Origin of the sequence: Sphingobacterium daejeonense (genome assembly GCF_901472535.1) — a bacterium.
In the GTDB taxonomy this organism is placed as follows: Bacteria; Bacteroidota; Bacteroidia; order Sphingobacteriales; family Sphingobacteriaceae; genus Sphingobacterium; species Sphingobacterium daejeonense.
Map to the genome: position 1 here is coordinate 3357773 of NZ_LR590470.1, position 12358 is coordinate 3370130.

The 12358-nt window shown below is 34.8% G+C and carries 16 protein-coding genes; 6 read left to right on the forward strand and 10 right to left on the reverse strand.

Going from position 1 to position 12358, the window contains the following annotated elements:
- Nucleotides 1–157: 157 nt before the first annotated feature.
- Both FGL31_RS16280 and FGL31_RS16285 read right to left on the reverse strand, forming a co-directional pair.
- A complete protein-coding gene (locus FGL31_RS16280) occupies nt 158–2068 on the reverse strand; it encodes an amidophosphoribosyltransferase (RefSeq protein ID WP_138092963.1) in 1911 nt (636 codons plus the stop codon).
- An 88-nt stretch (nt 2069–2156) separates the two neighbouring features.
- Nucleotides 2157–2684 carry a lipocalin-like domain-containing protein gene (locus FGL31_RS16285; RefSeq protein ID WP_138092965.1) on the reverse strand — a complete coding sequence of 176 codons (528 nt, stop codon included), beginning with the start codon at nt 2682–2684 and terminating at the stop codon, nt 2157–2159.
- A 161-nt stretch (nt 2685–2845) separates the two neighbouring features.
- Here FGL31_RS16285 and FGL31_RS16290 point away from each other — a divergent pair, with 161 nt between their 5' ends.
- Entirely contained in the window at nt 2846–3226 is a 381-nt protein-coding gene (locus FGL31_RS16290; protein ID WP_138094796.1) for a YchJ family protein, read from the forward strand.
- A 75-nt stretch (nt 3227–3301) separates the two neighbouring features.
- Nucleotides 3302–3634, forward strand: coding sequence for a YegP family protein (locus FGL31_RS16295; protein WP_099372852.1), 333 nt, complete (start codon nt 3302–3304; stop codon nt 3632–3634).
- Nucleotides 3635–3685: 51 nt separating this feature from the next.
- Here the strand turns inward: FGL31_RS16295 and FGL31_RS28185 are convergent, their stop codons facing one another.
- Both FGL31_RS28185 and FGL31_RS28190 read right to left on the reverse strand, forming a co-directional pair.
- Complete coding sequence (locus FGL31_RS28185; protein ID WP_262709145.1) at nt 3686–5431, reverse strand: M13 family metallopeptidase; 1746 nt, start codon at nt 5429–5431, stop codon at nt 3686–3688.
- Nucleotides 5415–5690, reverse strand: coding sequence for a hypothetical protein (locus FGL31_RS28190; protein ID WP_262709146.1), 276 nt, complete (start codon nt 5688–5690; stop codon nt 5415–5417). Before FGL31_RS28190 ends, FGL31_RS28185 begins: the two co-directional genes overlap by 17 nt.
- Nucleotides 5691–5824: 134 nt before the next feature.
- On the opposite strand from FGL31_RS28190, the gene FGL31_RS16305 reads away from it, so the two are divergent.
- Together FGL31_RS16305 and FGL31_RS16310 are read left to right on the forward strand one after the other, a co-directional pair.
- A complete protein-coding gene (locus FGL31_RS16305; RefSeq protein ID WP_138092967.1) occupies nt 5825–6466 on the forward strand; it encodes a hypothetical protein in 642 nt (213 codons plus the stop codon).
- Nucleotides 6456–6824, forward strand: coding sequence for a hypothetical protein (locus FGL31_RS16310; RefSeq protein WP_138092969.1), 369 nt, complete (start codon nt 6456–6458; stop codon nt 6822–6824). Before FGL31_RS16305 ends, FGL31_RS16310 begins: the two co-directional genes overlap by 11 nt.
- A gap of 343 nt (nt 6825–7167) precedes the next feature.
- On the opposite strand, the gene FGL31_RS28195 is transcribed toward FGL31_RS16310, so the two are convergent.
- The 4 genes from FGL31_RS28195 to FGL31_RS16320 form a co-directional block, all read right to left on the reverse strand.
- On the reverse strand, nt 7168–7311 hold the full coding sequence (locus FGL31_RS28195) for a S1/P1 nuclease (protein WP_262709147.1): 144 nt from the start codon (nt 7309–7311) through the stop codon (nt 7168–7170).
- A 25-nt stretch (nt 7312–7336) separates the two neighbouring features.
- Nucleotides 7337–7720 carry a S1/P1 nuclease gene (locus FGL31_RS26145; protein WP_197734403.1) on the reverse strand — a complete coding sequence of 128 codons (384 nt, stop codon included), beginning with the start codon at nt 7718–7720 and terminating at the stop codon, nt 7337–7339.
- The gene (locus FGL31_RS23805; protein ID WP_197734299.1) at nt 7653–7961 is read right to left on the reverse strand and encodes a S1/P1 nuclease; all 309 of its coding nucleotides are present in this window, start codon (nt 7959–7961) and stop codon (nt 7653–7655) included. The genes FGL31_RS26145 and FGL31_RS23805 overlap by 68 nt, the downstream gene beginning before the upstream one ends.
- Nucleotides 7962–8039: 78 nt before the next feature.
- Complete coding sequence (locus tag FGL31_RS16320; protein ID WP_232046851.1) at nt 8040–8435, reverse strand: DUF4268 domain-containing protein; 396 nt, start codon at nt 8433–8435, stop codon at nt 8040–8042.
- A 78-nt stretch (nt 8436–8513) separates the two neighbouring features.
- On the opposite strand from FGL31_RS16320, the gene FGL31_RS16325 reads away from it, so the two are divergent.
- Nucleotides 8514–9050, forward strand: a complete 537-nt coding sequence (locus tag FGL31_RS16325; RefSeq protein ID WP_138092971.1) for a lipocalin family protein — start codon at nt 8514–8516, stop codon at nt 9048–9050.
- Here FGL31_RS16325 and FGL31_RS16330 read toward each other — a convergent pair whose 3' ends face one another.
- Both FGL31_RS16330 and FGL31_RS16335 read right to left on the reverse strand, forming a co-directional pair.
- A complete protein-coding gene (locus FGL31_RS16330) occupies nt 9051–9362 on the reverse strand; it encodes a hypothetical protein (protein WP_138092973.1) in 312 nt (103 codons plus the stop codon).
- An 82-nt stretch (nt 9363–9444) separates the two neighbouring features.
- The gene (locus tag FGL31_RS16335) at nt 9445–10773 is read right to left on the reverse strand and encodes an OmpA family protein (protein ID WP_138092976.1); all 1329 of its coding nucleotides are present in this window, start codon (nt 10771–10773) and stop codon (nt 9445–9447) included.
- Between the two features lie 129 nt (nt 10774–10902).
- Between FGL31_RS16335 and FGL31_RS16340 the strand changes: the two genes are divergently transcribed.
- The gene (locus tag FGL31_RS16340; protein ID WP_138092979.1) at nt 10903–12312 is read left to right on the forward strand and encodes an alkaline phosphatase; all 1410 of its coding nucleotides are present in this window, start codon (nt 10903–10905) and stop codon (nt 12310–12312) included.
- The last annotated feature ends 46 nt before the right edge of the window (nt 12313–12358 follow it).

Consider the following 12358-nt stretch of genomic DNA (forward strand, 5'->3'; position numbering starts at 1 on the left):
ATAAAAAGAAATAGCCGCTATATTTTGAGCGGCTATTTCTTTTTATAGAGACTTATTTTCTAAATTTTAAATAGATCATGAACTAATTATTATTGATTTGCCAATGTCTATTTAGCGAAGGACAATTGTCTTTTGTCTAATGTCTTTTGTCTAATGTCTATGAGCTAAAATACGCTCTCACATTCTTCCCTTCCATCCAGTTCATAAATGCTCGGTTTACGACTTTATTGCCTCCTGGTGTTGGGTAGTTACCTGAGAAGTACCAATCTCCTTTGTGGTTAGGACAAGCAATGTGCAGGTTGTCCAGTGTTTGGAATACTACTTCTAGCTCAGCTTTTAGGTTGTGAGGTTTTACAATTCTTGATATTTCTTCAGAAATCTGTTCATCTGTGAATGGCTCGTAAATAGCTTTGACGTAGTTTTCTACCTGGTCTTTAGGCATAGTTACTGATGCAAGACATTTTTGATAAACTTCATCGATTATATGTGCCAATCCATTTTTGCGCAATAGAGATATTGCTGCTTCAAATGCGACGAACTCACCCATTCTCGACATATCAATACCATAACAGTCAGGGTAACGAATTTGTGGCGCAGAAGAAACAATAACAATTTTTTTAGGATTCAAACGATCTAGGATAGTAAGGATACTTTGCTTGAGGGTTGTACCTCTAACGATTGAATCGTCAATAGCCACAATTGTATCTTCGTGATCATTTACAATACCATAAGTGGTATCATACACGTGTTGAACCATATCTTGACGGTCAGCATCCTGTGTAATGAAAGTACGCAATTTTGCATCCTTGACATTCAGCTTTTCAAATCTAGGCTTAAGGTCTAGGACCTCGTTCAATTCCTCATCAGAAATCTTATCAAGGCGGTTTAACAATGTTTCCTTCTGACAATCTCTTACATGCTGATTTATGCCTTCCATCATACCATAATAGGAAACCTCTGCTGTATTAGGGATAAATGAAAAGACTGTATTCTTGATATCATTATTGATGCTCTTAAGCACTTGAGGGATCAACAATTTACCTAATGATTTACGTTCTTGATAAATATCAGCATCAGATCCTCTAGAGAAATAGATGCGCTCGAAAGAGCATGACATTTGCTCAACAGGTTGTCTGAACATTTCTTCAGAAACTGTACCGTCTTTTTTGGCGATTAAGGCATGTCCTGGTTTTATTTCTTTTACAGAATTCAACGGAACATTAAATGCTGTTTGAATTACTGGTCTTTCAGATGCTACGACCAATACTTCGTCGTCTTGGTAATAGAACGCTGGACGGATACCAGCTGGATCTCTCATTACGAAAGCATCGCCATGTCCGAAAATACCAGCAATCGTATAACCGCCATCCCAAGTTTTCGCCGAGCGTGTTAATATTTTTGAAACATCGATATTCTTAGCGATTTGAGCTGAGATTTCGATATTTGAATATCCTTCTTGTTTGAATTGATCAAATAATTTTTGGTTTTCTTCATCTAGGAAGTGTCCTATTTTCTCAAGTACAGTAACCGTATCAGCCTGTTCTTTTGGATGCTGTCCTAAATCATATAGCTGTTGCAACAGTTCATCGACATTGGTCATGTTGAAGTTTCCTGCAACCACTAGATTTCTCGACATCCAGTTATTTTGTCTCAAGAAAGGGTGACAGCTTTCAATGCTGTTTTTACCATGAGTACCATAACGCAAGTGCCCCAACAGGACTTCACCTGTAAAACTTACGTTATCTTTCAACCACTGTGTATCTTTAGATTCTTCAGGATAAGCCTTGTTAACGGCGGCGAATTTCTTTTGAACATATTCAAAGATTTCTGCAACAGCAGTTGACCCCATTGCTCTATATCTAGAGATATAGCGGTTTCCAGGTTTTACATCAAACTTGATTGTAGCAATACCGGCTCCATCTTGGCCTCTATTGTGTTGCTTTTCCATAAGCAAGTACAACTTGTTGATTCCGTAATAGGGCGTACCGTATTTTTCTTGATAATAAGATAGGGGTTTTAAAAGTCGGATAAGTGCTATTCCGCACTCGTGTTTTATAGAATCACTCATAGCTTGAATTGATGGCACAAAGGTACGGAATTTTGAAAAAATATCAGATACATATAAATGTAAAAAAATTACCGTATCTGAAGACTATTTAAAAGTCTTCAAACTGCGATTTTGAGCGCCCAGCATTTGTTATTTCCATGAACCTCTCCCTTCTTGAGCTGAATTCTTCCTTCTCAATTCTTTTCCATGTCATATAGCTGTTTACCTCAATACCATTGGACAGAATTGGGGTTACAGATTTCAGATAAAGGATATCGCCTTCAAAATCAATTTTGCGTTCTTGAAATTGACCTTCCCAATTCGGGAAAGAAGAGGTAGTAATTGAGTATTGGACAGTTGCATTGGTATTATCTATTTTATATGAGCCCGCTAAAGCAATAAAGCCTTTAATTTGGGATTGTATCTCCTCATCATTAGCTAGATATCTGTCTTCAGAGCTGAAATTGTCTCTTTCGGAGTCTGAAATCTGCACGGACATATATCCATCAGCACCATATATTAATAAACCTTTTGGGGATTGTCCCATTGGAAATTTTGAGTCTGTACCATTAATTGGTACTTCTATATAGGATAGTAGTTGCCATGTGCCTACTAATTCATTTTTCAATGTTGTCATTTAGGGTACTTGTTTGCTTGTATAACGGCGTTTTTGACTTTATAGTTTGTAACAATGCTTATATAGATATTTCCATGACAATGGAAACATCAGTATCTTCGTTAAACAAGTATTAGACCAATAATTAACATAAAAAATACTTAATGGATAATGTTCTGAATATGAATGGGAATTGTTATTGCGGCAGTGATATGTCGTATCAAAAGTGCTGTAAGATTATACATGATAATTACAAAAATGCAGATAGTGCCGAACAATTAATGCGAGCCAGATATTCTGCGTTTGCATTACATATGGTAGATTTTTTATATGAAACATTTCATCCTACAAGCCGTAGATTTCAGAAAAAAGCTGAAATAGAACAATGGAGCAAAGAGAACAAATGGATAGGATTAGATGTGATCAAGGCGACGGAAAATACGGTTGAATTTAGGGCCTTTTATCTAGATTCAGCAGGCAATGATTTTAATCATCATGAGAAGTCAAGATTTCAGAAATTACATGGAGCATGGTATTATCTTGACGGCAAAGTATTGGCTTAATTAAAATTTTTAATGATTACAACACATACTTTTTATTGAATTTTAGTAAATTAGTACATACTAAATATTTAAACTATGGGAAAGTTTGTAATTTCGACTAGGAAGAATGGAGAGTTCCAGTTCAACCTAAAAGCTGCCAATGGACAGGTCATCCTAAGCAGCGAAGGTTATACCACAAAGGCGGCATGCGAGAATGGGATTGCCTCTGTAAAGAAGAATTCACAGGATTCTGCCAAATTCGACAAAATAACGGCAAAAAATGGGAAATTTTATTTCAATCTTAAAGCTGGGAATGGCCAAATAATAGGAACTAGTGAGATGTATGAAAGTGAAGCTGGCAGAAGTAACGGCATAAAATCTGTTCAAGAAAATGCACCCGACGCAAATGTTGATGATACATCAGTTTAACTGTCTACATAAAATAAAAAAAGCCGCTTAAAGCGGCTTTTTTTATTTCTACTACCAGATTACTATTCTCTTTTCTTTTGGAAGATAAAGTTTATCACCTTCTTTTGTTTCAAAAGCTTTATGGAAAGCATCCAGATTGATAATCGGTCCTGTAGCACGGTATTGTGCTGGAGAGTGTGGATCTGTTTTCACTTGATTCACTACGAACTCATCAGTTGTCTTCGTACGCCAAATAGTTGCCCAGGAAAGGAAAAAGCGTTGATCTTGCGTATATCCGTCGATTAATCCAGGATTTCCTTTGTCTTTAAGGTACATTTGCAACGCATCGAATGCTACTGAAGAACCTCCAAGGTCTCCAATGTTTTCACCCAATGTAAAGCGTCCGTTTACAAATACCCCTGGGACTGGTTCATAAGCTTCAAACTGAGCAACCAAAGCATCTGCTGCCGCTTCAAACTTCTCCCTGTCTTCATCTGTCCACCAGTTGTTCAAGTTCCCATTACCATCGTATTGAGATCCTGAATCATCAAAACCATGTGATAATTCATGACCAATAACAGCACCAATACCACCGAAGTTTACAGCCGCATCAGCTTTGTAATCGTAAAATGGAGGTTGTAAGATTGCTGCTGGGAAAACAATTTCATTGAATAATGGGCTATAATAAGCATTTACAGTTTGTGGAGTCATTCCCCACTCTGATTTATCCACTGGTTTACCTTGTTTAGCAAGGTTCTCTTCAAAACTCCAACGCTGAAGGTTCTTCACATTTTCAATCAATGAAGATCCAACCTGTAGATTTGAATAATCCTTCCACTTATCAGGGTATCCAATTTTTACGTTGAATTTTGACAATTTCTCCAATGCTTTTTCTTTTGTAGCTGGAGACATCCAAGCTAAATCCTTAATATGTTGATCAAAGGACTTAACTAAATATTGTACTAATTCTTCACATGCCGCTTTTGCTTCTGCAGGAAAATATTCCTTAACGTAAATTTTACCTAACAACTCGCCCGCACTGCCATTCACAAATTCTAATCCTCTTTTATCTAAGGCACGTTGTTCCTTTTGACCTCTTAGTTTCTTTCCATAAAAATCAAACGCTAATTCGTCCAATTCTTTTGTTAAATAACTAGTTGCGTCGTCCATTACATGGAACTTCAAATATTCTTTGATTACAGGCAAGTTTTCTTCATTTACGATCTTGTCCAGGTTCTCATAATATTTCAATTCTCCAATAATAACCGTGTCTGCTTTAAAACCTAAAGTCTGAATGTATTTTGCAACATCCATGTTCTTAACCATTTTATTCAGGTCTTTAACCGCAACTGGGTTATAACGCTTTTGCGCATCGCGTTGCTCCTCTACTGTTTTTAAGTTTGAAGCTATTAATTTTTCGAACTCAATAACCTTGGGACCTTTCAAATCACGCGTTTTTGGATCTACTTTACCATATAATGAATTTATATAGTTATTGTAGTTACCTAATGTTTCTGTGTTTTTAGCATCTTCTTTCTGATAGTAAGTTCTGCCTAAACCCAAACCTCCGCCACCCAAATAAACGGCGTTCATATTACTGTTTTTCATGTGCGCATAAACATAAGCGCCAAAAAACGGGTTACCACCTACAGCACCGTACTTCAAAAAGTAATCATAAAGCCCCTGGAGGTTTTTTACTTGATCGATATCCTTAAGTTGTTGCTGAATCGGAGTTATACCTAATTGATTACGAGTGTCAAAATCTACATATGATTTATATAAATCTGCAATTTTTTGACCATCAGTACCTTTTTTCAAATTTGGTATTTAGTGATTCTTTAAGGATTTTAAGAGATGCTTCGTCGGTATTTTCTCTTAATTGATCAAAAGATCCCCAACGAGCTTTGTCTGATGGAATCTCAACAGTTTTCATCCAATTTCCATTTACATAATTGTAAAAGTCATCTTGTGGACGAACTGTCTTGTCCATGTAAGATACATTGATTGATTGATGCTCTTGTCCTATTACATAGGCAGAGCTAGCAAGCAATGCAGCCATTAATACATATTGTTTCATAATTAACCTTTTTGTTTAGAACTATGGTAAGTTCATATGCAAACATAATGAATCTTCAAAAAAACATGAAGTAACTATTCTTATATAATTAAAGGAATTTGAAATAAATTAGTAGGATTTGCTAATTTGCCCACATGATTATCCAGATAGAAAACAAGGATTACAAATTGATTGGCACGAACGATTATACGATTCATATGGATTTTATCAATCCAGAACTACCGGTTATCTATGCTCATTCTTCACTTTCGATCGATGAACTTTCAGCTTATGTTAAGCAATTTTCGAAAAGAAAGCCTTTAAAATCAAAATCTGAATTAGAAAATCTGGAATTTTTCACAGTAGATCTTTTTGACCTCAAGTATCCAGTTAAGACATTGAATCAGGGAAATTCAGCTCCATTTTTGAAAAATAAAATGATTTATTATTCTAAATCATATTTCAACATAAAAAATCGAATCAAGCTAGAAGAAAAAATTAAGGAAACTATTTTTGAGCAAACGGTATATGATTTAATTGCCAAGTGGGAAGAGAGATTTCATGTTCTTGTAAATGATATAAGTTTTAAGAATTTGAAATCAAGTTATTATTTGGTTTCGAATTCTAAGTTGACCATTAATAAAAAAAATATAGCATTGAGTTTGAAAATCAATGATTACTTATTGGCGAAGGCATTATTGGAATTCACAGGTAATCAGAAGGGTTACCTAGAACACGTAGAAAGAGAATTTTCTGACAGAAAACAATTGGAAAAAATATTATTGCATGGAAATTAAAGACTATAGTTTTGAAATAGACCTAGAGCCTCAGGAATTGAAGGTTATTGAGACTCATCCTAACAAACTCCTAGAATCAATTTCACACGTAGAATTGGATAAACTGAATTGGTTTATTTTTGATGTATTGGGAGATAAGGATGGCAGTCCAGAGATTGGAAATATCGAAATTACAAATTTCAAGATAAAACCTGATTACCTTAATGGATCTTTCCGTTTAAAATTTCAAATTGACAGAAAATTCTGTTGTTCAGATATGGAGAGTTGTAGCAACGATTATATTGACTTCCAATTTATTATGAAAGGAAGTAAACTATTTGCAACTGGAAAATATTTTGATTGGACTCTTAACAATTAAACGATCTATCTATAAACTTCTATATAATAAGTTATTATTGAAATAATAAACAACATGATCAGCAAGATCAAAGAATTCGCTTTTAATGCTTCCCAATCTTAAGAAATGGTGTTCCTTGTCAAGATAACCATTTTAAAGACCACACTCAAAGCCGCGATAAAATAAAAAATATTGAAATTATTAATTAAAATATCCATCTCAGAAAATATAAAATGTTAATAATTGATTGTCAATCAAATATAACATTTTATGAAGGTATTTTTATTTAATAATTAATATAATTAATCAATCATTTTCTAAATAAGCAATTTCATGGTTTAACTCCAAAGCGGTTTTATAGATTTTAACCGAAGACTGCATTAAGCTCTTTTGCTAATCTCAAACCAGCTTTAAGTAAAGCATTTTCCATAGGGTCTTTAAATCGAAAAATATAATCGTAAGAGAGCTTATTATTTTTTGCTACATCATCATAAATTAGGTTTGCCAACTCATGTGATTCATAAAGCCAATCTTCAAAAGTTGAATTGGTATATTGTTTGAAAAAAATGTTTCTCATAATCTAATACTCGTGCATACTCTGTGTATGACCATTTTTCATTATCGACCAAGTCACTGTCCCAAACACGGTGAATATTTGATCCTCTTCCAAAGAATGTAACGGAAATTTTGTTACCACCTAAATCCTCTGCCCTGCTCACATGCATTGGCTGATGCGCATCACCCAATAGATGTACCATAAAATATAGTGCTCTTTGTCTTTCTTCTAATGAGAGATCCTTATTCACTACATCTTTTCTTACTCGCTGATAGGCTTTATATAAATTTTGTTCAGGCGAATTTTGAATTTCTACTAAAAATTGAGCATGAGTAAGGTTTCCTGGTGTATTTAAAAAAATGCCATGATCCTGTTTTTAGCAAAATGGAATCAGGTGAAGATTTAATAAAATCTGCCCAATTTGACCAGTAAGCCAATTTTTGGTGACCAATTAATTTTTCAATATTACGTTTAGCTTTTCTTGTCAAGTGTTGTTCTGCGATTTCTGAGATAACACGGTGCCCTGTCATTCCCCAAGCCAAAACATGATGAGATTGTGTCAGCAACATAAAAAACACTAGAATTTTCCCTACTAGTTTCATATTATTTGTAATTATTTAAAAAGATCAAATCCATATTGTGCGGAGGACCAAAAACTATCAAGTGCAATAATCCTTGGTTTAAAAAAACGAAATTAATTCTGGCCAATCCTCTCTTTTGAAGACACTGACTCCTTTTATTTCTGTATAAATCCTTGCTGTTGCTTTGCCATTTTCATCATAGGACAGTTCATCCCAGATCCACTCTTCCTCCAATTCTGCTTCCAGTACAGCTTTAAATTCTTTGAATTGTTCAAAGATCAAGGCTCTTATTCCTTCATCTGGATTTGCAATCTCAATGCCGATTTGAGCTATCTTATTGGTTGCTTCCATCCTAAAGAATAGATATCGAATTCCAGTTTTGTAATTCACCCAGGTTACCTTTTCGCCATCAGCGTTTGGTATCGGCGACATATACATCCCGAATGATGTCCAAAAGGATTCCTTGATTTTCTTCGCTTCTTCTCTTGAATACAATTCTTTAATTTTATGCAAAACTAGGAATCTATTTAAACATTTAAGCTGTTTAAGCTGTTTTCATATAAAAAAATTACGATGGACAAAAAGAAAACATTACTAACCCTATCTGCTGTAGCCATAGGCTCAGTAATATATAGTTATCTAAAACCTGTCAAATCAGATGTAGAAGTTATCCAAGATTTTGATCTACAGAAATACTTAGGCAAATGGTACGAAATAGCTCGGTTTGATTTTTTCTGGGAAAAGAACTTAAAGAATGTTACTGCTGAATATAGTATGAATGAAGATGGTTCAGTAAAAGTTAAAAATGAAGGTGTTAATATCACTACCGAAAAAACCAAAACGAGTATTGGAAAAGCTAAGTATGCTGGAAATGTCAATGAAGGTGCTTTAAAAGTTTCATTTTTCGGTCCCTTTTATTCTGGTTATAACATTGTTATGCTTGATAGTGATTATCAAGATGCTTTAATCTTTGGTGACAATCTAGATTATATTTGGATCCTGTCCAGAACCAAATCTATTAATGAAGATAGAAAAGCTCACTACCTAAAATATGCTAAAGACTGTGGCTATGATCTTTCAAAATTAAAATGGACAGTACAAGAGGGCTAATTAAAGTTCAAAAATAGGCTGAATAACTGAATAGTCTAATGTGTTATCCTGCTGTATTACTAAAGCAATTTCATTTTGATCTTCTTTACTGATGACGTTGCCTAGTCCAGCATTAAAAAGATTTACAAGAATTTTAGCTGCTTCAGGTTTGTCGCTTATAGTTAACACTGAACTTCCTAAATAAAAATTTAGAATGGAAGTAGCATACTCGCCGAATAATTCGAAATCGAGGCTTTTACCTTTAGTTTTTAAGGATTTGTAATATTTTTCAAAATCCTTTTGAATCATTTCTATTTGGGTATTAGTTAACATAAAACAAAAATAGCAATCTAAATAAAATAAAAAAGCAGTCCAATAAAATTGGACTGCTCAAACTAATCTAATCTATCTGCTATTATTTTCTAACACTAATAGCCACTCTTCTATCTTTCACACGGTCAGATTCTGGAGCGTCTGCTGGGAATTTGGCAAATTCAGATCCATAACCTTCTGTTGCCATGACTCTGTTACCAACACCCTGTGCATCAAATGCATTCTTAACTGCAATTGCACGGTCATTTGATAATTTTTTATTGATTGCTTCATCACCAGTTTTGTCAGTGTATCCACCAACTTTTACTTTTGCATCTGGGAAAGCGTTCAATATTGCTACCAAATTGTCCAATTGAACTTGGCTTTCAGGTAGAATATTAGCGGTACCAGTTGCGAAATTCAAGTTGTCGAAATCAAACCAACGGTCTTTTAATTCCTCATCTGAAAGATTTTTGTAATCAGAATTCAAGAATTGAACCAGTTGATCTTCAATACCCCCTTTATAGGCATTGATAACAGTATCATTAGGCAATGTTACCATGATACTTTCTCTTACGATTTCAGTGGTAGGTACTGTATCCTCGTTTACTACAGAGTCGGTAATCAGCGAGTCTACATGAGCATCAGTAACTGGTGGTTCTTCTCTATTACAGCCTTTTCCAAACAAAAACCATAACAACAATAAGATAATTGGAATCAATATCCACCATAATCCTGCACCTTTTCTGCGTTCTTCATCGGCTGGAGGTAATGCAGCAGGTGGATCTTCGCGTCTCACATTTGCTGTAGCAGGGATAATAGGATCTTCAACCAAGACATCACGAGCTGGATCAACGATGGTCTCTCTAGTGACTACCTCATCTTCAGCTAGGACTGGCCCTCTTGGCTCATCACCCAAAATATTTAATGGTAAACCAACTGGCAATGCTTTTAAGAAGTTAGTTCGGTTATTGTTTAAATCAGCTTCAATAGAAGTTGTATCCCATCGAGTTCCATTGCTGGTCAATGCCCCAATAACCGCAGGAATACCTGCTGAGAATAATCGGATTAAACTATTAGTATTTAATCCTAAGAAATTAGCAGTATTCGGAATAACTTGGTCAAAAGAATTTCCAAATAGAGAGCTTAATACTGTCCGAGTCGTATCGCCTTGTTGAGGAACGTCTTGTACAGGCGGACTGAATCTCAGTACATCTGAGAAGTCAAACCCAGAAAAACTTGATTTCAATGTGTCTAATAGGCTACCCAATCCGTGGCCGGATTTCCTTTGTAAACCTAAAAATAACGAAGGAATAACAGCGTCTATTCCTCTCTTTGCCTGCTCTTGTGAAATATTTTCTTGAGAAGCAAGTGTACTGTAAGAATGCTCTGTAAAATAGGAACGAGCAAGTTCTATTAAATTGTTTTCCATAACCTTAGTTTATAAGTACATATTGAAAAACAATCAATGTAACATTTTGTTTGCAACACTCAATAATTCTTAATTAACATTATCTTAATACTGAAAGCTTACTTTTGTCAATAAACTAATTCAGATAGTATGAATATTAAATTTTTCAATTTATTAATTGCCTTATTTTTATTTATAGGCTCAACCTTTGCTCAAAAACAACCCAAGTACATTTTCTTTATGATAGGTGATGGAATGGGGCTGAACCAAGTTCAAGCTGCTGAAATCTACAAAGCTTCTTTGGACAATAAGAATACGGTATATCCAACAGTTTTCAGTCAATTTCCATATGCAACATTTGCGACTTCACATTCTCAATCTCATGGAGTAACAGATTCAGGTGCTGGAGGGACAGCATTAGCGGTAGGTTATAAAACTAAAAACGGCGTGATTGCAATGGATAGTGCTGGTGTAAAAGCTTATAAAAGCATTGCTTATCTAGCTAAAGAAAAGGGAATGAAAGTAGGTATTACAACTTCTGTTAGTATTGATCATGCAACACCTGCTTCTTTTTATGCTAACCAACCAGATCGCGACATGTATTATGAAATCGGGTTAGATATCATAAAGTCAAACTTTGATTTCTTTGCTGGTTCTGGTTTCCTAAAACCTACAACAAATGCAAAAAAAGAAGAAGTTGCCTCGATTTTCCCACAGTTAGAAAAAGCAGGCTATAAATTATTATACGGCTTGGATGACTATAAAAAAGCAAACAAATCAGATAAATTGATTTTAATGAATAATAAAGGAACTAACCCAGTATCCTTAAAATTTGCTATTGATCAAAAACCTGGAGATTTAAATCTATCTGAAATCACGTCTGCAGCCATAGAGTCATTAAGTCAAGGTGATCAGGGTTTCTTTTTAATGGTAGAAGGCGGCAAAATTGATTGGGCATGTCACTCAAATGATGGTGCAGCTGCAATTCATGAAGTTCTGGACTTTAACAACGCTGTTCAAAAAGCTTTTGAATTCTATCAAAAACATCCAGAAGAAACTTTGATCATTGTTACTGCTGATCATGAAACTGGAGGTATGGGTGTAGGAAATGGAAGTTCAACCCTTAGAATCAAGAATTTAGAGAACCAGAAAATTTCACAAGAAGCCTTGTCTTTATTAGTAAATGATTTTCGCACAAAAAATCCTAATGCAAGTTGGGATCAATTGAAAGAATTTTTAGGTGAAAATCTAGGATTATGGAAAAACATTAAGGTAAGTGAAGATTTTAACGAAGATTTACAAGAGGCCTATGAGAAAAGCTTCGTTGAACATAAAAATGAAACTAGCAAAAGCCTTTATGCAACTTCCGACAAGATCGCTGACTTAGCAATTAAAGCTCTCAATAAAGCTTCTTCTGTTAGTTGGGCGTCTGGCAGTCACTCTGCCGCTTACATTCCAGTTTATGCAATTGGAGTAGGATCAGAAGAATTCCATAAAAAAATGGATAACGTAGATATTCCGAGAACAGTTTCTAAAGTAGCTGGATGGTCTCATCCATAATGAATAAATAATTCAGTTAAAATATAAAAAGTAGGTGGAATAAAAC